Origin of the sequence: Sporosarcina luteola (genome assembly GCF_007991495.1) — a bacterium.
GTDB lineage: Bacteria > Bacillota > Bacilli > Bacillales_A > Planococcaceae > Sporosarcina > Sporosarcina luteola.
The window spans coordinates 1-19,140 of the sequence record NZ_BJYL01000037.1 but is presented as its reverse complement, the minus strand read 5'-3'; the positions used below and the strand labels follow the sequence as shown (position 1 = coordinate 19,140).

At 44.6% G+C, this 19,140-nt stretch carries 22 protein-coding genes; 9 read left to right on the top strand and 13 right to left on the bottom strand.

Annotation, left to right across the window (positions count from 1 at the left end):
- Positions 1-158: 158 nt before the first annotated feature.
- The gene (locus SLU01_RS13685) at positions 159-1,127 is read left to right on the top strand and encodes a c-type cytochrome (protein ID WP_147059280.1); all 969 of its coding nucleotides are present in this window, start codon (positions 159-161) and stop codon (positions 1,125-1,127) included.
- A 161-nt stretch (positions 1,128-1,288) separates the two neighbouring features.
- Here SLU01_RS13685 and SLU01_RS13680 read toward each other — a convergent pair whose 3' ends face one another.
- The 9 genes from SLU01_RS13680 to SLU01_RS13640 form a co-directional block, all read right to left on the bottom strand.
- Positions 1,289-2,026, bottom strand: coding sequence for an HAD-IIB family hydrolase (locus SLU01_RS13680; protein WP_246110991.1), 738 nt, complete (start codon positions 2,024-2,026; stop codon positions 1,289-1,291).
- Positions 1,995-3,212, bottom strand: coding sequence for a glycosyltransferase (locus SLU01_RS13675; RefSeq protein ID WP_147059276.1), 1,218 nt, complete (start codon positions 3,210-3,212; stop codon positions 1,995-1,997). Before SLU01_RS13675 ends, SLU01_RS13680 begins: the two co-directional genes overlap by 32 nt.
- 142 nt (positions 3,213-3,354) lie before the next feature.
- Positions 3,355-4,545 (bottom strand): alanyl-tRNA editing protein, encoded by a 1,191-nt coding sequence (locus tag SLU01_RS13670; protein ID WP_147059274.1) that lies wholly within the window; start codon positions 4,543-4,545, stop codon positions 3,355-3,357.
- Between the two features lie 65 nt (positions 4,546-4,610).
- On the bottom strand, positions 4,611-4,970 hold the full coding sequence (locus SLU01_RS13665; protein ID WP_147059272.1) for a hypothetical protein: 360 nt from the start codon (positions 4,968-4,970) through the stop codon (positions 4,611-4,613).
- A 137-nt stretch (positions 4,971-5,107) separates the two neighbouring features.
- Positions 5,108-5,842, bottom strand: coding sequence for a hypothetical protein (locus SLU01_RS13660; RefSeq protein ID WP_147059270.1), 735 nt, complete (start codon positions 5,840-5,842; stop codon positions 5,108-5,110).
- Positions 5,835-6,374: an RNA polymerase sigma factor gene (locus SLU01_RS13655; RefSeq protein ID WP_147059268.1), complete on the bottom strand. Its 540-nt coding sequence runs from the start codon at positions 6,372-6,374 to the stop codon at positions 5,835-5,837. Before SLU01_RS13655 ends, SLU01_RS13660 begins: the two co-directional genes overlap by 8 nt.
- A 102-nt stretch (positions 6,375-6,476) precedes the next feature.
- Positions 6,477-7,385 carry an EamA family transporter gene (locus SLU01_RS13650; protein ID WP_308507736.1) on the bottom strand — a complete coding sequence of 303 codons (909 nt, stop codon included), beginning with the start codon at positions 7,383-7,385 and terminating at the stop codon, positions 6,477-6,479.
- Between the two features lie 86 nt (positions 7,386-7,471).
- Positions 7,472-8,887 carry a protoporphyrinogen oxidase gene (gene hemY / locus SLU01_RS13645; protein WP_147059264.1) on the bottom strand — a complete coding sequence of 472 codons (1,416 nt, stop codon included), beginning with the start codon at positions 8,885-8,887 and terminating at the stop codon, positions 7,472-7,474.
- A gap of 3 nt (positions 8,888-8,890) precedes the next feature.
- Positions 8,891-10,015: a TIGR04053 family radical SAM/SPASM domain-containing protein gene (locus tag SLU01_RS13640; protein ID WP_147059261.1), complete on the bottom strand. Its 1,125-nt coding sequence runs from the start codon at positions 10,013-10,015 to the stop codon at positions 8,891-8,893.
- A gap of 288 nt (positions 10,016-10,303) precedes the next feature.
- On the opposite strand from SLU01_RS13640, the gene SLU01_RS13635 reads away from it, so the two are divergent.
- The 3 genes from SLU01_RS13635 to SLU01_RS13625 are packed head-to-tail and all read left to right on the top strand — an operon-like array spanning position 10,304 to position 12,182.
- Complete coding sequence (locus SLU01_RS13635; protein WP_147059259.1) at positions 10,304-10,504, top strand: PLDc N-terminal domain-containing protein; 201 nt, start codon at positions 10,304-10,306, stop codon at positions 10,502-10,504.
- A complete protein-coding gene (locus SLU01_RS13630) occupies positions 10,501-11,403 on the top strand; it encodes an ABC transporter ATP-binding protein (RefSeq protein WP_147059257.1) in 903 nt (300 codons plus the stop codon). Before SLU01_RS13635 ends, SLU01_RS13630 begins: the two co-directional genes overlap by 4 nt.
- Positions 11,400-12,182: an ABC transporter permease gene (locus SLU01_RS13625; protein WP_147059255.1), complete on the top strand. Its 783-nt coding sequence runs from the start codon at positions 11,400-11,402 to the stop codon at positions 12,180-12,182. Before SLU01_RS13630 ends, SLU01_RS13625 begins: the two co-directional genes overlap by 4 nt.
- Positions 12,183-12,301: 119 nt before the next feature.
- Here the strand turns inward: SLU01_RS13625 and SLU01_RS13620 are convergent, their stop codons facing one another.
- Positions 12,302-12,529, bottom strand: coding sequence for a YczO family protein (locus SLU01_RS13620; protein WP_147059253.1), 228 nt, complete (start codon positions 12,527-12,529; stop codon positions 12,302-12,304).
- Between the two features lie 135 nt (positions 12,530-12,664).
- Between SLU01_RS13620 and SLU01_RS13615 the strand changes: the two genes are divergently transcribed.
- Positions 12,665-13,162 carry a general stress protein gene (locus SLU01_RS13615; RefSeq protein ID WP_147059252.1) on the top strand — a complete coding sequence of 166 codons (498 nt, stop codon included), beginning with the start codon at positions 12,665-12,667 and terminating at the stop codon, positions 13,160-13,162.
- 42 nt (positions 13,163-13,204) lie between these two features.
- Here the strand turns inward: SLU01_RS13615 and SLU01_RS13610 are convergent, their stop codons facing one another.
- Both SLU01_RS13610 and SLU01_RS13605 read right to left on the bottom strand, forming a co-directional pair.
- On the bottom strand, positions 13,205-14,023 hold the full coding sequence (locus SLU01_RS13610) for a flagellin N-terminal helical domain-containing protein (protein WP_147059353.1): 819 nt from the start codon (positions 14,021-14,023) through the stop codon (positions 13,205-13,207).
- A 69-nt stretch (positions 14,024-14,092) separates the two neighbouring features.
- Complete coding sequence (locus SLU01_RS13605) at positions 14,093-15,064, bottom strand: PQQ-dependent sugar dehydrogenase (protein WP_246110990.1); 972 nt, start codon at positions 15,062-15,064, stop codon at positions 14,093-14,095.
- A gap of 180 nt (positions 15,065-15,244) precedes the next feature.
- Here SLU01_RS13605 and SLU01_RS13600 point away from each other — a divergent pair, with 180 nt between their 5' ends.
- Genes SLU01_RS13600 through tatC form a run of 4 tightly spaced genes read left to right on the top strand, consistent with a single transcriptional unit; the run spans position 15,245 to position 18,791 of the window.
- Positions 15,245-15,997 carry a gluconate 2-dehydrogenase subunit 3 family protein gene (locus tag SLU01_RS13600; protein WP_147059248.1) on the top strand — a complete coding sequence of 251 codons (753 nt, stop codon included), beginning with the start codon at positions 15,245-15,247 and terminating at the stop codon, positions 15,995-15,997.
- A gap of 14 nt (positions 15,998-16,011) precedes the next feature.
- Entirely contained in the window at positions 16,012-17,724 is a 1,713-nt protein-coding gene (locus SLU01_RS13595; protein WP_147059246.1) for a GMC family oxidoreductase, read from the top strand.
- A gap of 18 nt (positions 17,725-17,742) precedes the next feature.
- The gene (gene tatA, locus SLU01_RS13590; RefSeq protein ID WP_147059243.1) at positions 17,743-17,943 is read left to right on the top strand and encodes a twin-arginine translocase TatA/TatE family subunit; all 201 of its coding nucleotides are present in this window, start codon (positions 17,743-17,745) and stop codon (positions 17,941-17,943) included.
- Between the two features lie 8 nt (positions 17,944-17,951).
- Positions 17,952-18,791 (top strand): twin-arginine translocase subunit TatC, encoded by an 840-nt coding sequence (gene tatC, locus SLU01_RS13585; protein ID WP_147059242.1) that lies wholly within the window; start codon positions 17,952-17,954, stop codon positions 18,789-18,791.
- Between the two features lie 50 nt (positions 18,792-18,841).
- On the opposite strand, the gene SLU01_RS13580 is transcribed toward tatC, so the two are convergent.
- Positions 18,842-19,036, bottom strand: coding sequence for a hypothetical protein (locus tag SLU01_RS13580; RefSeq protein WP_308507735.1), 195 nt, complete (start codon positions 19,034-19,036; stop codon positions 18,842-18,844).
- Positions 19,037-19,140: the final 104 nt, after the last annotated feature.

The following is a 19,140-nucleotide window of genomic DNA, read 5'->3' as shown; positions in this document are numbered from 1 at the left end:
TACTGATGGGCAAGGGATTTCTTTATTTTTGTGAAAAGTGAAATGATCTTTCCTTAATTCGCCATAAAGTTATTGCAAATTTAAGAACGTAGTGAAAAATCGTTGAGTCCCTATATATGATTCGGATACTGTAGGAGTAAGAAAAGGAGGTAATAGAAATGAGAAACACTACAACACTCATTCTAGGATTCCTGGTTGTCGTTTCGCTTGCGGTCATCGGTGCGATGAACCATCAATTGGGGATCAGTAAAAAAGAGGCCGACCAAGCACCAATTATTACCGAAACACCAACTGAACAAGTAGCGGGAGTTGTGCATAATCCACCGTCTTTGGATGATGTACCAGATGGCCCATTGGGAGAAGCGATTTTAAGAGGTTACGAACTGACAAATGACACATCCACTGTATTACGAAGTGAAGCGTCAAGTGTAGAAGACGGTATGGCGCGGGTCAATGAATTATCATGTACGAGCTGTCATGCTGGTGCGGGCATGGACGAAGAAGTTTCTTCCCTCGTCGGAATGGCTTCTGTCTATCCGATGTATATCGGTCGCTCAGGGCAAATTGTTACGTTGGAAGAACGTATTAATGGCTGTATGGTAAGAAGCATGAACGGTCAGAAATTCGCTGAAGATGATGAAGACTTGGACGCAATGGTTGCGTATTTGACGTATATCTCACAAGGAATTCCAGTCGGCGCTGAATTGCCGTGGCGCCATCAAAGCGATATGAAAGACGTTCCAGTCCCAAACATTGCTGACGGGGAAGTCCTTTATCAGCAGTCGTGCATCGCTTGCCACGCGGATAATGGAACGGGTACCGGATCGAATACAGGTCCTGCTTTATGGGGGGATGGATCATTCAACGACGGTGCTGGCATTGCACGTATGTCGAAAATGGCCGGGTATATCCAAAACAACATGCCGATTGGAGCAGCAGGAACATTGACTGACCAAGAAGCGAGCGATTTGGCTGCATTCATCCTTTCACAAGAACGGCCGGAATGGAAAAACCATGATAAGGATTGGCCGGCAGGCGATCGCCCAAGTGATATTATGAACAAAGAAAAACGTGACCAGATAAAAGACGGAACGATTGATTGGAATGAAGTACTAGGGAAGAATTAATTATCCAAAAGAACCCATAATTAATTGGCTGTCAACCTTGAGTGAGATTTCTCAGGGCGGCAGCCAATTTTTGTGGTGCTATAGGATAGGGAACTGTTAAATGGTTAAGCGATGATAGACTCTCTCAAAATGGTAGTAAATTCATGCGCATCGGTGGTAACTCAAACTATCAACTTATGTTGGTCTCCGTAAAAATGCAACCACGCTTCATGAATGCCACCCGCACAATGTTCATTCGCAAAAAAGAGATTTTCACATGGCTTCATGTTCAGCAATTCAGGCTGGGCATTCCCGACGATGACGGAAGGGTGACCGAGTGAAAGCATGTCCATGTCATTGCCTGAATCGCCGGCGATGAGTAGTTGAATGTCATCTGCAGCATATTGATCGAGTGCATATTCCAAAGCTCTCCCCTTGCCGGCACTTCCAGGAAGCACATCGATATCCCGGTTCGAACTGAAAATGAATGAATGGGGGAGGCCATGGGAATTAAGAGCCTTCCTGAATTTATCAACCTCTCCCAAATCTTCGGTTACTGTAAAAGATACGCGTCGGTCATCGGGGAGCTGCTGCCTCTTTAATGTTGAAAAGGAAGCGGCGATTTCAGCAATTTCATTGGGCTGCCAATCTTGCAGCATGCTTGCTCGCCAATCCGCGTCCTCTTGCCCATCCGATTGATAAATAGATGTGCCGACGTCCGTTATAAGCAAATCCGGTATCGGTAAGCGCTCTTCCTCCATGAGCAACTGGGCTGAAGCCAGATGCCTGCCTGTCACATAAACGAGAGCTACTTCATACGCCGCCTCTTCAAAGAAATAAAGCAGTTTTCCGAGCGCATCGGAATCACCAACGAACGTTCCATCTAAGTCAGTCGCCAGCCAGTACCTTTTGTTTTCCACGTATAACCACCTCGTATAGTCCATCCATCTTTCTAGCTACAGTTTCCCAATTGAATTCTCGTTGCGCATGAGCAGCAGCGCGTCGTCCGAGCGAACGCGCAAATCCACGGTTCAATGCAATGAGTTTCATGGCGAATGCCAAATGCTCCTTATTTTCCTTTTCCACATGGATGCCTGTCTCTCTGTGACGGACGACATCCTGTAAACCGCCGACTTTTGAAGCGATGACAGGACTCCCGCATGCCTGTGCTTCCGCGGCAACCATTCCGAACGATTCATAAGTCGAAGGGACAATGACAGCAGTCGCTGCATTGAAAAGTTCTGCTAATTGACGTTGAGAGCGGGCTCCAATAAAGTCGATATGCTTCTCTAAACCTGAAACTGCTTTCTTCAGGTTTGGACAAGTCGGCGACATTTTTTGTAAATCGATTGTGTCCGCGTCTCCTCCAGCAATGACGAGCTTGGCGGAAGATGGAAGCTCATGTCGCTCGATTAATAGCCTAAAAGCGTGAAGCAGTGTATAAATCCCTTTCGTCTCCTCAAGCCTGCCTGCAAATGCGAAATAAGGGCGCTCTTTTTCCTTTTGATCAGATGGTTGGAAGCTTTTATCTACCCCTATCGGAATAACTTTGATAGGAGACGGATCCTCAACAAAGCCATTGATTAACTTTCTCTCGGTCGCGGTAGTAGCAACGACTGTATCCGCCAGCTGCAATATTAATTGCTCGGCGGCCATCCTTTTATATTCCCTCACACCGGTAGCCTGTTCCTTTGCAGCACCTAGCGAGTGGGATGTGTGAATCCAAGGTATCCCATAATCCTCCGCAGCTTTTGCCCCGAGAAGTCCGGATAGCCAATAGTGGGTATGCAGTATGTCATAAGAAGCTAAATCGATTTGATTTCTTATATCGTCATAAAATTCATGGAGCATGCTATACAGATCGCTTTTCGCTACATAGCCTTTCACCCCTGCAGCGATTCGAACTACCCGGCAACGAGAACCGAACTTCTCAATCTTGGGAGCATTCGCATCCGCCCAATGGGTAATGACATCTACTGTATAGCCTTTGTTATCCAAAGAAAGTGCCAATTGCTTAACATAATTATTTTGACCGCCAGCCTGCTCGCCACCAAGAGGGGCAAGCGGGTCTCCGTGATCGGAAATGAACACTATTTTTTTCTTCAAATAAATCTCTCCCTCGAAATACTGAAACATCCTAGTATCTAATGACTTTATGTACCCGGATTGTAAAATAGTAAACATAAATGAGTTAGCAATCTTTATAAAATAATGAACTCCCCCCGATTCTGAAATCGGGAGGAGTTCATTATTTTACTAGTGTATTTTCCATAACGTTCAGCATTTCTTCACCAGTCATTGTCCGCTCTCCGCCACCTTGCACAAATGCATCATTTCCTCCGCCTTTGCCATTGAGAAGGGGCAATACTGAAGCGGCGACTTGTTTCATGCTCGCTTTGGCCAATGTTCCACGGGCAGCTACGAACTGGAGGTGATTTTCATTCTCGGCGACAAGAAGGGCGATGATCGATTCATCTTCCGCTATAATAAGTCTTGCCAACTTTTGCAGTTCCTGGACGGTTCGGTCAGTGAATGCATACCTTACAACGATTCCGTTTTTATGTTCAACTAAACGTTTCGCTTCGAACGATAGCAATTCTTCCTTTGCGTGTTCAAGCGATTTCTCCAATGTACGATTCGAAGTTAATAGTTTCTCAATCGCATTGCTGACGCCATCCTCGGGCGCGCTCAACAATTTGGAGGCAGCCGACAATTCTTCATGCTTCCTTTGCAATTGTTGGATCACCCTGCCGCCACAAGCAAAATGGACACGCACTTTTCGTTTCTGCTTTTCAGTCGATAAAATCTTAATCATTCCGACTTGTCCGGTTGAATTCGGGTGAGTGCCGCCACAGCCGTTATAATCGAATTCAGGTATAATAACGAGCCTGATTTCATCTGTCACCGCCAATTGTTTTCGCAATGAATACTCGGTAAGTTCATCCTCCGAGACCCATTTCGTTTCAATCGGACGATTTTCCAAAATGATCTCGTTTGCAAGCTTTTCAACAGCTGCCAATTGATCCGCCGAAACATCCTCCACATCCAAATCAATGGAAACAAGCTCTTTGCCTAAATGGAAACTGACCGTCTGGAAACCGAAAAGGTCGACAAATGCTGCCGTCAAAATATGCTGGCCTGCATGTTGCTGCATATGATCGAAACGGCGTTCCCAATCGATTGCCCCTGCCACTTCTCCTGCGGAATCAAGGCATTCCTTAAGAAAATGGCGGATCACGCCTTCTACTTCCTCCACATCAATCACACATATCCCGCCGATCGTTCCGGTGTCATGCGGCTGCCCGCCGCCTGTCGGGTAAAATGCGGTATTATCAAGCACAACATACGAGCGTTGATCCGAATCTTTCCCTTTCTGTAAAATGCGAGCCTTGAATGTCTTCATATAAGCATCTTCATAATAAAACCGGTCTTTTAGCATGCTGACGTCTCCTATACTTGAACTATTTACGATAAGTGTACACTAAAATGAAAAAGGCTTCCCACTTATTTAAGTGAGAAGCTCCGTTCATTTTTTGAGCGAATCGACAGGATCCTTTCGATTAATAAATCATACTTTTCCTTCCACAACGTCCGCATTGCGACTGTCAGGAACAATAAGAACCCGAGCAGGATGATCGAAACAATAGTCGTTATCCGGAAGAACAGCAATTCCTTGAACCCGCCAAGTCCCATAGATATGGCGATGCTGCTCAGTAAGACAATCGACAAAATCGGTATCAATTGGATGAACACATCATAGTTCCTCTTTTTTATATACCCCATGATGAATGGAGTAATGAATGCGATTAAAATAATATACGATAGTACAATTAGTGTATTAAAAACAACCATAAAGATATCCATACCTGTAAACCCCCTTGCTATCTACTATTACAATCTATACCCTACCTTCCAATAAAATATGCATAGACAACAAATGAATCTATTTCCATATCATTAAAAAAAAGGGTGAACGCAACGTCACCCTCCCCAAATTCCACTCAATCGATAATTTCAAAACTCTCTAGCATATGGTAAAATCTTGCGCCATGCCCTTCAGCTGCTTCAAGGAAATAATTTTCCGTAATGACAAGGCTTCCATCTTGTCCATTGCTAACAACATAGACATCAATGACTTTGCCGTCCCATTTCGATTCAGTCAGCCCGTGAAGCCAAAAGCCTTCAACTGGTTCCGTTACAGTCTCAATCGGCCGCAGCTCAGGAAAGTCGTTCTTCAATTCTTCTTCAATCTGCTTGGCAAGTATTTCAGGAGGATCATTCGGGTATTGTTTAATCTCCATACTTACTTCAGGATACTTCTCGGGTAGCGGTTCAATCGTTGTAATGACATCGGCATCGTCACCTTTAACCATTTTATAGCGGGTTTCATCTACATAAATGATATACTCCGAATCCTTACCTTCATTCAAATGCACTTCGGTCGGCTCGTCTTGCCCCTCAATACTTTGGATAATCTCCTTTTCAGGTGCGAACATATCCTTAATGTTTTTGATCAGCGCTAAGCCAGGCTCCGTTTGTAAGGTGAATGCCAGAACAATCGCTGCTGCTGCAATCATTACTGCAGGTATCCATCGTTTTTTTCGTTTCATCCCAGTTCGCCTGCCTTCAAATAATTCATGATTGATTTCATTCCAAATCTCATCCTTCAAATCATGGACATCTTCGTCTGTCCTCTTGGCCAACTCATCCTTTATACGTTCATCGAATTTACTCATTAGGATCCATCCTCCTATCATCAGGCTGCAATTGTTCGCGCAAATTCTTCCTTCCTTTGAATAATCGCGACTTGACAGTGTTTTGATTCAACCCTAAGATTTCCGCAATCTCTTTCTCGGAAAAGCCTTTTATATATTTCAAGATGAGCGGAATACGGTGAATGTCATCCAACGATTGAATGACATCATATAGATCAGATAAATGATCGAATGATTCCTCTGCAAGGGAAGTGGTAGTCTCAGGATCAGGCAGTTCAAATTTCGAAAGGGGAGATTCCCTTTTCAATAGACGAAGACATTCGTTCGTCAATATGCGATAAAACCATGGATCGAATGGTTTTGTTGGATTGTAACTGCTAATTTGCCGATATACACGGATGAACGTTTCCTGTACAGCGTCCTTTGCCATTTCCCGATTGCGTGTAATCGCGGAAGCCGTTCGAATCGCTGTATCCGCGTATGCATTGTAAAACTGCTGGAAGGAGGCTTGGTCGCCCGCTCGTATTTGTTCAATCCAATTGTCTTGCTGCATATGTCCCACTCCTTTCAGAACAACCCAATTTGCTGCTCTTACTATATATACCCTCAGGTTGTGCCAAAAGTTTTCGCGGCAACAGAAAAATCCCCATCATTTTCACAAATGATGGAGATCCGGTTCTTCTTTATTCAATCTTACTCTACGGTTAGCGATACTCGGCAGTGTCATTCCGATCAGGATAATTACAATACCGATAATCTGTAAAAAGGTCATACGTTCATGCAATAACAGCATCGATGCTGTGACAGCGACAGGCAGTTCGAATGCACTTAAAATCGATGCCGTGCCTGTCCCGACTTTCGGGATGCCGATAGAGAAAAGCAAGATAGGCAGGATAATGCCAAAGACGCCTAATATCAATCCATACACCCACAACCCACTAAGCAACGTGCCATTCCATACGATTTGTGGTTCTTGGAAAAACGTGATGGCAATCGCCGCGAAGAAAGACATGAATAATAACCGCGTAGCCATATCCATCCCTTCGACCTGCCGCTGATTCACCATGATGAATGCCGAGAAACTCACTGCCGCCATCATGCCCCACATCCAACCTTGCCAAGGGATTCCGCTCAAATCGGCATCAATGACTCCCGCTGCAAAAATCGTTCCTCCTAATAGGAAAAACAATGAGATCACTTCAACCCGTTTCGGAAAACGTCGATTCGCAATGCAATCAAAAAGCATACCGATCCACGTGAATTGGAAAAGCATGACGACAGCGAGAGAAGCCGGCATATAGGACACAGCTTTCCCATAAACGGTTCCCGTAATCGCGGTGAAAAGTCCTGCAAGCAAAAGTGTATACCCGCCGCCGAATTTCGGTAATGCACGGTGGGTAAAAAGATAAATGAGCGCCGCCAATAAAAACCCAATATAGTATTGGCCAGTCACAGCTTGGGCAGCCGTATATCCGTCCTCTATGGCCAATTTAATAATCGTAGAAAGAATTCCATAACTGCTTGCTCCAATAATCACAAACAGGGGATACATCCATTGTTTCATCATACTTCCTCCAGTCCATCGAGTAGTATAACACGGACTAAAGGATTTAGTGCAGTTGTCTATTTTGGTTGAATAACCGTAATTGATTAGGACCGTAAATAGTCTATCATATTGATCGCGGCCTGTTTGCCTTGTTGGATACAATCCGGAACACCGACACCCTCGTATCCTGCCCCGCAAAGGAAGACGCCTGGTTTTTTCACTGCCATCGCTTCCCTGACACGGGCAAGCTCTTCCACATGATTAACGGGATATTGGGGCATAGCTTTAATCGCCCTCGTCACTTCATTGAACAGCGGTTCAGCGGAAATACCTATGATTTCTTCCAAGTCAGCTCGAACTTTTTGGATTAGCTGCTCATCGGTCAACTGAACCCAGTCTTGCGCCTGTTCATTCCCCACATAGCATCGCAAAAGAACCTTTCCCATAGGGGCTGTATGTAACCATTTTGACGAAGTCCAAGTACACGCGGTGAGATCGAGCCCTTCTTTACGAGGGATGACAAAACCTGTCCCGTTCAACGGATAGGAAATTGCAGCCGCATCAAATGCCAACGCAATATTGGCAACAGAAACGTACCGGATCTTATCGAGCCACCGGTTTTCGGATATATTCGGTAAGAGCTTTGCAGCGACTGAAGCGGGAAGGGCCATGATGAGCCCGTCCGCTGTTATCGTTTCTTTGGAATCGAGCAGTACCTTATATTGATGCCCATCCTGAATAATGGATTCAACTCCACAATTCGTAAGGATATCAACAGAAGGCATAGACGCTGTCAGTCGATCAATTAGCGTACACATTCCATTTTTGTATGTTAAAAACATACTTTTCTTTGCAAAAGCTGGCAGTTGGTTATTTAGCGGGGCTGGCTGTTTGCTTTTCATCATTCCTTTGATTAAACTCCCATGCTTCTGTTCAAGTTGTTTAAAATGTGGGAAGGTCGCTTTAATGCTGATTGTACGGGCATTTCCAGAATAGATTCCACCAAGAAGTGGTTCAGTTATATGTTCCAACACTTCCTTACCAAGGCGACGTTCAACAAAATGTCCAAGCGACTCGTCAGACATTCCATTATGCTTTGGAAGAAATAGATCCATTGCGGCACGCATTTTACCTAACGGTGATATAAGCCCTGTCTTAAGAAATGGGGTCATCTTTGTCGGAATTCCAAGTACAAGACCCATCGGCATGGGGTGAAGCTTTTTATTGAGGTAAATGAAGTTTGCCCTTGCATTTGGATTGGTGCCGACCAATTCATCTTCTAAATCAAGCTCTTTTGATAACTCGTTAATCGGATATTTCCGTGCAAGAAATGAATCAGGCCCTTTCTCAATGATGAAGCCATCCCGTTCAACTGTTTGAATCCTTCCGCCCAATACGTCACTCTTTTCGATGACTTGAATGGTTAGGTCAATATTCTGCTCATCCGCCTGCTTCTTCAGATAGTAAGCGGCGGTTAAGCCAGAAATACCTCCTCCGATAACGACAATATGTTTCTTCAATTTTTATTCACCGGCCTTATCGCGAAGGGCTTTTGGAATATAGGAACAAGAAGGATCGCTGTCTAAATAATCGCCTGTCATGGCATATGCCCTCGCTCTTGATCCACCGCAAATTTCATTGAACTCACATACACCACATTTTCCTTTCAGCAAGGATTTGTCCCGTAATTCTTTCATGATTGGCGAGTTTTGATAAATGTCAGTAAGGGATTGCTCTCGGACATTTCCGCAAACAATAGGTAAAAATCCGCTCGGGTATACATCGCCGATATGACTGATGAAAACAAAGCCATCTCCATCATTTACTGGCTGAGGGGCCCTTCCCAAAATGTCTTCCCTTTTTGTTTCCTGTCTAGCTGTTTCACTAACAGCCCGTTGTTTTTCCTGTAGGAATACCCTTCGGTAATGAGGCGCCTCAGTCGTCTTTACTCCATAGGGCATTTTTTGCTGAATCTGATAAAGCCACTTCATTACTTTTTCATGTTCTTCCGGACTAACCATGTCTTTTTCTAAGCCACGGCCAGTAGGGACAAGGAAGAACGTACTCCAAAGAACGGCGCCCATTTCTTTCACTTTGTCAGCAATCTTTTCAAGGTCATGTAGATTGTAGTTAGAGATCGTCGTATTTACCTGTATTGGTATATTAAGCTCTTTTAAGTATTCAATCCCTTTCATTGTTCGATCAAAAGAGCCCCGAGTGCCACGGAAGTGGTCGTGAATTTCTGCACAAGAACCATCGAGACTAAAAGCCCATCGCGACAATCCAACATCTTTTGCTTTGCGGATTGCTTCACGTGTCACTTTTGGTGTGGCGCTTGGTGTCATCGATACAGGGAGATTCTTTTCTTCAATTGCATATTTGGCAAGTTGAAAAAGATCAGGGCGCATCAACGGGTCTCCGCCTGTAAAAACGAATAATGGATTATCCATTAAAGCGATTTCGTCAATCAGCTTTTTCCCTTCCTCAAAAGATAATTGACTCGGATCTGGATTGTACTGCGCTTCCGCCCGACAATGTAAGCATCTAAGTGCACAGGCCCGTGTAACTTCCCATATAACGATGAAAGGATATTTATTATAGTCCCGTTCTATTTGAAGATTCCTTTCCTTGAATAAAACATTATTCATGAAAAACACTCCTTAAGGTATTGGTATAAAGCAAACACGAAAAAGGTGTAATCGAGATAATCATCTTTGACTATCATAAAAAAAATAGCGGATGCTTGTTGTGATATTTATCACATCTCCTGAAAGGTGATTCGCATTAAAATAAGATTTTCCCGCGTTCAAAAAGGTTCCCTTGGTCTATGCCAGTTTACAAATGAGTAAAATAGATGAAATAAGTTGATATTTGTTATATACATATTAGAACAGGTTTGTTATACTGTGTATATAACAAGTAGAGGAGTGACTTGCATGGCTGAACTAGCGAATATTCCTTGGAATCTTATTTTGCCACTTATCGTACTCCAGCTTATTTTGATGATGGTTGCTTTGATTGATATCATCCGGCATCGGCGGACGAATGGGCCGTTCATTATGTGGATTTTTATTATTTTACTAGCTAGCCTTATTGGGCCAATCTTGTACTTTATTTTCGGGAGGCGGCAAGAATGACGCAATTATTGCAAGTGAATAACCTGACAAAAACTTACGGGGGACCAAGTGTTGTAAACTCCATTTCTTTTGAATTGGAGGAGCGCACATCGACTGCATTAATCGGACCGAATGGGGCAGGGAAGACGACAACTTTGTCAATGCTTGCTGGTCTTGTCACGCCGTCGAATGGTACGATTTTATTCCAAAATCAACCGAAAACGGATATTCGGTCTTCGATCGGCTTCCTGCCTCAATATCCGAAATTTTTTCCGTGGCTGTCTGCTCTTGAGTTCACAGAGATGGCAGCGCGGTTAAGTGGTGTAGAGGCTAGGCAAGCATTAGAAGATGCAAAGAAGACGCTTGAGTTTGTTGGTCTTGGAGATGCCATGAAAAAGAGGACTGGAACATTTTCAGGAGGGATGAAGCAACGTCTAGGTTTGGCGCAAGCAATTGTGCATAAACCAGGTCTGCTATTGCTGGATGAACCCGTATCGGCGCTCGACCCGGTGGGACGCAGACAAGTGATGAATTTATTGAAGGAGTTACAGCAGGAGACGACAATCCTTTATTCCACCCATATTTTGAATGATGCAGAGGAAATGACGGACCAATTACTGTTTCTGCGAAAAGGGACACTTGTGGAAAATGGATCGTTGGATTCTATTCGAAATAAGTATGAAAACCCACGTATTCTCATTGAGTTTGAAACTGAAGAAGAATTGGTAAGATTTGAGACGGTTTCTCCATGGATGGTAACGAAGGTAAGAAAAATGGCTACTATTGATGCTGTTAAAGCGGGTGTTGGCATATCGGAAGTGTTGGCATTACTGCACTCGAAAAAATTCTCGATACGAAAACTGGAAATGCAGACAGCGAGCTTAGAAGAGATCTTCATGAAAGTGGTGATGGAAGGATGAACAGCTTCAGCGTGCTATTGCGAAAGGAATTGCGAGAGAACGTACGCAATTTTAAACTGTATTGGATTCCCATCGTGTTTGTCATTTTTGGAATTCTTGAGCCTGTCACGAATCATTTTCTTCCTGAAATTATGAAGAGTGTCGGGAACTTGCCGGATGGGGCGCAATTTAACTGGCCGCAATTCCAGGGAGAGGATATCTTTGTTTCGTTGATGAGTCAATATCAGACAATCGGCATCTTAGTGATCATCCTTGCCTTTATGGGAACCATTTCAAGCGAACGTAAAAACGGGACAGCAACACTTCTTTATGTACGTCCTATGTCTTTCGGAAGTTATTTTCTAAGTAAATGGATTGTCATCAATGGGATTATTTTAGGCAGTGTTTGGCTCGGTTTTTTCGCGGCATGGTACTATATTCAAATTTTGTTCAACCCGGTGGCGGCGGGAGATGTATTCGCTTTTTTAGCGACCTATAGTGTGTGGATCATTTTCGCTGTAACAGTCGTTCTCTTTTTTAGTGCATGGTTGTCGACAGGAGCAGCAGCGGGGCTTTCTATTGTTGTCTTGCTTATTCTCCAAATTATTGACTCGGTTATTGGCGCTTTTTGGACTGTTTCGCCATGGAAGGTTAGTACGTATGCCACGATGATGTTCTCTTCTATTTCAAACCAATCGGGATTTTGGATGAGCATCGGCGTTACGGTCGTTCTTATCGGCGCACTTATGTTTTTAGGAATCAATTCTGCAAAACGAAATGCGGCAAAAACTACTGTATGAATGCAACGTTTCTTTTTAATTTATAAATACAAAATAATACATTTCCCGGGGAATATCGACAGGGAACGACGAAGGAAAAAGCAATGCCTCTCTCTTGAAAGTAGATGAGGCATTGCTTTTCATTTGTACTTTTCTTCGCTGGATGAATTGTTTTTCGTTTCATGGTGATGTTTTTCTTCATGTTCCTCCATCTTCAAATCTTCCAATGGTATCGGGTCGACCGTCTGCATGTCTTCGTGCATATCGTAGATGCTTTCCTTATCAGTACGTAAATTCTCCGGGTTGTCCATAAAGCGTCCTTGTGCGTCTTTTCGATCTTCTGAAGTAAAAGGTTTCTTCTTATTCAAAAGAAATCACTTCCTTTCTTCCATGGTCTTCTATTGTTTATATTCACGTTAATAAAAGAAGCTAAACATATGTGTTTTCCACTGGAAGTAAGGGTAAAGTAAGGGAAATAGGCGAAAAAGGGAGTGTTTTGACAAATGGAAAAACGGTACGTTGGTACGCAAAATAAAATTGATGCAGCATTGTATAAGATTACGGAATTGACTTCACTTGGCTATTCGGAAGATCAAATTACCGCCATTGCGAATACAGATGACGACTTTGCGCAATTGCGCAGACAAACTTTTGTTTCTTTGGATGGACAAGGAAAAGAAGGTTTTCTGGATCGTTTTAAAGGGGCTTTTCTCGATGACAGACCAAAGCAGGCAAAACACTTCGAAGAGATGGGTTTTTCAAGGGAGGAAGCAGAAAACATTTATAACGACATGAAGTATGGCGGAATTGCTATTTTTGTCGATAACGTGGAACCTGATGTTCCGAATGAAGGACGCGGCAGCGGAGAGGTTGAAGATACGGAAAGGGATATTGGTGCAACCATGATTGATCGAAGAACAATGCTGCCTGCAGACGATATTTTAAAACCTAAAGATGAATATGGAGATTCCGTTCCACGGATCAACACCGAAAATCTGTAAACCAGGAACTGGGGCTGTCTTTCTAGACAGCCCGTTTTTTATTCAAGATTGTTTCAGCAGCTGAAGGACGGATTGAGCCTGTTGCATATGCAATGAAAGAACGTATTGACTTGCTTGAAGTAGAATATTCGCGTTCGTCAATGCCATCATTTCTTTTGCGATGTCAACGTCCCTGATGCGTGACTCGGCCGCAGTCAAATTCTCCTCCATCGTCAGTGCGTTATTATACGCATGCTCCAATCGATTGACATACGCGCCCATCCGGGAACGTTCAGATGAAGTTTTTTGAATGGCCCCGTCCAGTTCTCCAATCGCTTTGTCGGCAGCTTCACGCGTAGCAATGGATGAATCTTTTAACCCAAGCGATTCAACGCCCATATCTCCAATGGAAAACTCGATGGATTGGCCGGCGTTTGCCCCCGCCTGCGTTTTGAATGAAGTGCGTGATCCGTCGAGCAAAGGGATCGTATTGAATTCAGTATCTGTCGATGTACGTTGGATTTCCTTCTTCAATTCCTGGAATTCAATATCAAGTAATTCGCGATCTGCATCCGTCAAAGTATCACTCGCCGCTTGTACACCTAACTCCCGCATTCGCTGAAGCATAGCGTGCGTTTCATTCAACGCGCCTTCCGCCGTCTGAAACAGCGAAATGCTATCTTGGATATTGCGTTGTGATGCTTGGAGACCACGAATTTGAGCACGCATTTTCTCAGAAATGGCCAACCCTGCGGGATCATCCGCAGCTCTGTTAATGCGCATACCGGAAGAAAGCCGCTCCATCGACCGCATCACCTGATTATTATGCATCCCCATATTTCGAAGAATGTTCAACCCCATCGCATTCCAATTGCCAAGCAAGCCACTCCACCCCATTTCCATTCTCTATTGTTACTATCGGAAAAATTTGGAGAAAGTTAATGGAACGCGCTATTCTTTACGAACTTGAAAGGAAGTCAATTGATAGAGAATGTCGTCCATCTCCGAAGGACTTCCACGGCCATCCGTGTTGTTCGTAATGAAAAATAAAGACTCGCCATCGGAATAGACGTCTCGGATGCGGCCATAGCCTTCGATTCGATCAATTATTTTCATGTCTTCCGGATTGATCACTAGAATTGCCTCTCCACGTAATGCAGCAACATACAGAAGTCCAGAGTAAAATGCCATTCCGGATGGTGCCCACGTTTCATTCTTCCCTGAAGTGAGTAAAGGTGTCTCCATTCCCTCTGACTTCTTTTTACCTTCAATCAACGGCCACCCGTAATTCCTGCCCTCTTCAATCCGGTTAATTTCGTCATTTGCGGACTGCCCATGCTCTGAAGCATAAAGTTCTCCCTTTGAATTCCAGGCAAGCCCTTGGGGGTTCCGGTGTCCCAAACTGACAATGCTAAAACTGCCATCCACCTGAAGTTTTAAAATCTTGCCGTTTAGCGAGTCTGGATCCTGTGCATTTTCCGGTACAGCCCCGTCCCCAATTGTGGCAAATAAAATTCCTTCCGGGGACAGAGCAAGTCTGCCGCCATGATGGAAAGGCCCCGACTCAATCCCATCCAAAAGGATATCCGTCTCCCTCCACTTTCCGCCGTCGTACTGCAACATTACAATCCGGTTAACGGGAACCCCGTTCGAGTCGTACGTGTAGTATGCATAGGCGCGTCCCGAAGCATCAAAATCATCTTGAAAAACAAACCCAAGCAACCCCGCCTCTGCGGCATTAGATAATGGTTCGGAAAGATGCACATCCTCCCGAATTGCACTGCCATCCGCCTCAATCCTGACAATCGCCCCATTCCGTTCTGAAATGAAAAATCGCTCTCCGTCCGAAGCAATGGACCAAGGGGATTCCAAGTCTGTGGCCAGTTTCGTAATCGTAGCAGTGGTAGCTGTTTTTTCGTTCATTGAACAACCAGACAGTATAACGAGAGTCATGATAAAAACAAAACGTTTCAGTAGAAAAAACTCCTTTCAAAAGCCTTGTTTCAAACAATATATCGTAATTGGATAATTATTGCTCACTTTGTATGAAATGCATACGGAAACGGACATGCTAGTTGGCATATACAGGGAGGAGGAAATAATATGGCTGATGATCAAAAAGGATTGTCGAGACGTGATTTTCTAAAAACGACAGGAATCGCGACTGGAGCATTGGTAGGAGGAGGGCTGATTGGAGGTCTTGTTGGCTACAATGTCAATAAGGACGGCGTTCAAACGAAGAGTGGAACTAAGAATGCGGAGGATCATGATGTAACTTCGGTCAAAGGCTTGATGTTCTTTACGAATCATGCTGATTTCAATGTGCTCTCCCAGGCGGTTGAGCGGATATTCCCGGAGGATGACCTCGGACCAGGAGCTATCGGTCTCGGCGTGCCCTATTTCATAGACAACCAATTGGCCGGTAGTTATGGCAACAATACACGGGAATATATGCAAGGCCCGTTTTTCGCAGGAGAAGCGACGCAAGGTTACCAGAGCAGACTGACACGTGCTGAAATGTTCAGACAAGGGATTGCCAAGATGGAGGAAGAGGCGCAAAAACGCTATCAAAAACCGTTTGTCGATTTGGATGGAGGTCAAATGGATGAAATCATCACTGCATTCCAAAAAAATGAAGTCGAGATGAAAGGCGTTTCTTCGGAATTCTTTTTCCGTGTTCTTCGACAAGCGACGTTGGAAGGCGCATATGCCGATCCAATCTACAACGGAAACAACAATATGGATGCCTGGAGAATGAAAGGCTTCCCAGGCCATCAAATGGCCTACATCAACATGATCGAAGATGAGAAGTTTCAAAAAATCGAGCCAAAATCAATTAGTACGATGCAGCACTGACGGAGGGATGACAAGTGGCAAAAACGTTGGATAAAGTAAATGTCGTGACAGTCGGGGTCGGTTGGATGGGAGGCATCATCGCCGCCGAATGCGCGAAAGCAGGATTGAAAGTGCGTGGTCTGGAAAGAGGGAAAGCGCGAAGCACAGCTGATTATCAAATGATACATGACGAATATCGTTATGCGATCCGCTATGAGCTCATGCAAGATTTGTCGAAGGAAACGATCACGTTCCGCAACAACCGCAAAATGCGTGCGCTTCCGATGCGGCAGTTGGGCTCATTTCTTCTCGGTGAGAATCTTGGCGGTGCCGGAACGCACTGGAACGGCCATACGTTCCGCTTTTTACCGTACGACTTTCAGATTAAGACGATGACCGAGCAAAAATACGGGAAAAATAAACTTTCACCAGATTATTTATTGCAGGACTGGGGAATTACGTACGATGAATTAGAGCCATACTTCGATAAATTCGAAAAGACGGCAGGCATATCGGGAGAAAATACAAACCCTTTCGCGGGCAAACGATCGAATGATTTTCCGACGCCTCCAATGAAAAGGACACCAATCTTGAAAAAGTTTGAAAACGCCGCTTCGTCCTTGGGGTACCATCCATACATGCTGCCGTCCGCCAATTTGTCCGAAGCATACGAAAACCCGGACGGTCAGACAATTGGGGCATGCCAATATTGTGGATTTTGCGAACGGTTCGGCTGTGAGTATGGAGCAAAAACATCCCCGGAAATTACAGTTGTACCGACAGCGATGAAAACGGGGAATTTCGATGTGACTTTCCACGCCAACGTCGTAGAGGTCCTGAAGTCTGGCAATAAAGTGACTGGCGTGAGATATGTGGATACGCAAACCGGTGAGGAGTTCATCCAACCGGCCGATGTCGTCGTCTTGACAAGTTATGTAATGAACAATGCAAAATTGCTCATGGTTTCTAAAATCGGCGAACAGTATAATCCCGACACAGGAAGAGGGACGTTGGGCAAAAACTATGGGTACCAAATTCTGCCGGGAGTGACCGGGTTTTTTGATGAACAGATGAATGTGTTTATGGGTGCAGGTGCTTTAGGAATGACAATCGATGATTTCAACGGTGACAGTTTTGACCATTCCGATCTCGATTTCATTCACGGGGCAAGCATTTCACTTACCCAAACCGGAAACCGGCCGATTCAGACAAATCCAATTCCTCCTGATGTACCGGCTTGGGGTGCAGATTTCAAGAAAGCATCCATTGAAAATTATACCCGAACATTATCGATTGGCGGCCAAGGGGCTTCGATGCCGCATAAAGAAAACTTCATGTCGCTTGACCCTGACTATCGAGACGCATATGGGGTGCCGCTATTGCAGTTGACGTACAATTTCACTGAACAGGACCGCAATATGCATAAGTACCTGACAGACCGGATTGCGGAGATTATGAAAGAAATGGGCGCAAAAACCGTAGTACCTGGAAATCCGATCTCCGATTATGACATAGTTCCTTACCAAACGACACATAATACGGGTGGAACAATTATGGGTACGGATCCTGCCAATAGTGTTGTTAACACGTACTTGCAGCATTGGGACGCGGAAAATCTGTTCGTCGTCGGTGCGGGGAATTTCCCACATAATGGCGGCTATAACCCTACTGGCACAATCGGAGCATTGGCGTATCGCACAGCAGAAGCCATTCAGAAGTACAGCAAAACGGGAGGGTCTCTCGTTTAAGAAAGGGAGAATTTCGCAATGAATTTAGCAGCTATTGGCGTACCAGGGTTAATTATCATCTTAGTCATCGTTCTCATCCTTTTCGGTCCGCGGAAATTGCCGGAAGTCGGGTCGGCGGTTGGCAAGACATTGGCGGAGTTCAAAAAATCAGCCCGCGATATTTTAGATGAGGATGAAGTGAAGAAGGAATTACCGAATAAGACGGATCTTCATAAGTAGGTGAAGACATGGATCCTTATGGCGATCATCGGAAAATAATAAGCCCGCTTGATAAAAGGGAGATAACGGAAAACAAGGCCGTTGAAAAGAGCGATGTGGAGAAAACAAATGAGGCGGCGTTTGTGAAGGCAGATGATTCAATTGCCGGAGACCCTCCGCTAGTCGAGCATTTGACCGATTTGCGCAAGCAACTTATAAAAAGTGCAATCGTATTCATCGCTTTCTTTATCGGTGTATTCGCGACCGTCAATCTATGGTTTCCGATTGTCACAAGAGGTCACGAATTGATCGTCCTCGGACCGATGGAAGTTGTCGTCTTCTATATGTCCATCTCGACAGCATTGGCATTCGGATTGTCGCTGCCGTTTCTCTGCCACTTTATATGGCAATTTGTAAAGCCGGGACTAAATCCGAAGGAACAGCAGTTTCTCAGCTTGTATTCACCGGTCATGTTTTGCTTGTTCCTCGCTGGATTAGCGTTTGGCTACTTTGTGGTCAATCCATTGAGCTACGGATTCCTTGTCTCTTTGGGGGCGATGAATTTCAAGGTGATGGTATCGGCTCAGGAATATGCAAAATTCCTGCTCATGACGACGATGCCAATCGGACTCCTATTCGAACTGCCAATCGTCGCCATGTTTCTAGCCGCAATCGGTGTCTTGACAGCAGATACCTTACGAAAAGTGAGGAAGTGGTCATATCTGATTTTGGCCGTTGTCTCGGCACTGATTACGCCACCCGACTTCGTCAGCCAGCTCATCGTACTCGTTCCGATGATCTTGCTGTACGAGGCGAGCATCTTCATCGTCCTATATATGGAGAGGCGCAATGTCGCGGTCAACGAATAAAAAGGAGAGGGCGCATTCAGATGCGTGCCCTCTCCCTTTATTATGTGCGCTTAGCTGAAAAGACTGCCCAATCCTTTTTTAGAAGACGCTGTCCGGGAATGCGACTGAGACCCGGTTTTTTCTCCCCTCATCGGAGTGGATCCAAACGTCTCGAATTGCTTGGACAATTTATTTCTAGCATCCTTGTTTCTCATTAAATACGCCGCACCCAAACCAAGAGCAGCCATGGCCATTTTTTTCTTCATCATCGAAACCTCCTATTTTTCTACTTAAAAAATACTTTCCCGATTTGGTAGAGACTAAACATTGCAGTGCGCCGCCCATCGGCTCGTTGAATTGAAGAACGGCC

Excerpts from the sequence above, each read along its gene's own strand:
- SLU01_RS13655 (WP_147059268.1), bottom strand. The coding sequence starts at position 6,374 with ATGCAGCAAGACAATTGGATTGAACAAATACGAGCGGGCGACCAAGCC.
- SLU01_RS13605 (WP_246110990.1), bottom strand. The coding sequence starts at position 15,064 with ATGAACGAAAAAACAGCTACCACTGCTACGATTACGAAACTGGCCACA.
- SLU01_RS13625 (WP_147059255.1), top strand. The coding sequence starts at position 11,400 with ATGAACAGCTTCAGCGTGCTATTGCGAAAGGAATTGCGAGAGAACGTA.
- SLU01_RS13660 (WP_147059270.1), bottom strand. The coding sequence starts at position 5,842 with ATGAGTAAATTCGATGAACGTATAAAGGATGAGTTGGCCAAGAGGACA.
- SLU01_RS13670 (WP_147059274.1), bottom strand. The coding sequence starts at position 4,545 with ATGCTAAAAGACCGGTTTTATTATGAAGATGCTTATATGAAGACATTC.
- tatA (WP_147059243.1), top strand. The coding sequence starts at position 17,743 with ATGAATTTAGCAGCTATTGGCGTACCAGGGTTAATTATCATCTTAGTC.
- tatC (WP_147059242.1), top strand. The coding sequence starts at position 17,952 with ATGGATCCTTATGGCGATCATCGGAAAATAATAAGCCCGCTTGATAAA.
- SLU01_RS13580 (WP_308507735.1), bottom strand. The coding sequence starts at position 19,036 with ATGAAGAAAAAAATGGCCATGGCTGCTCTTGGTTTGGGTGCGGCGTAT.
- SLU01_RS13615 (WP_147059252.1), top strand. The coding sequence starts at position 12,665 with ATGGAAAAACGGTACGTTGGTACGCAAAATAAAATTGATGCAGCATTG.
- SLU01_RS13650 (WP_308507736.1), bottom strand. The coding sequence starts at position 7,385 with ATGAAACAATGGATGTATCCCCTGTTTGTGATTATTGGAGCAAGCAGT.
- SLU01_RS13635 (WP_147059259.1), top strand. The coding sequence starts at position 10,304 with ATGGCTGAACTAGCGAATATTCCTTGGAATCTTATTTTGCCACTTATC.
- SLU01_RS13640 (WP_147059261.1), bottom strand. The coding sequence starts at position 10,015 with ATGAATAATGTTTTATTCAAGGAAAGGAATCTTCAAATAGAACGGGAC.
- SLU01_RS13600 (WP_147059248.1), top strand. The coding sequence starts at position 15,245 with ATGGCTGATGATCAAAAAGGATTGTCGAGACGTGATTTTCTAAAAACG.
- SLU01_RS13630 (WP_147059257.1), top strand. The coding sequence starts at position 10,501 with ATGACGCAATTATTGCAAGTGAATAACCTGACAAAAACTTACGGGGGA.
- SLU01_RS13665 (WP_147059272.1), bottom strand. The coding sequence starts at position 4,970 with ATGGATATCTTTATGGTTGTTTTTAATACACTAATTGTACTATCGTAT.
- SLU01_RS13685 (WP_147059280.1), top strand. The coding sequence starts at position 159 with ATGAGAAACACTACAACACTCATTCTAGGATTCCTGGTTGTCGTTTCG.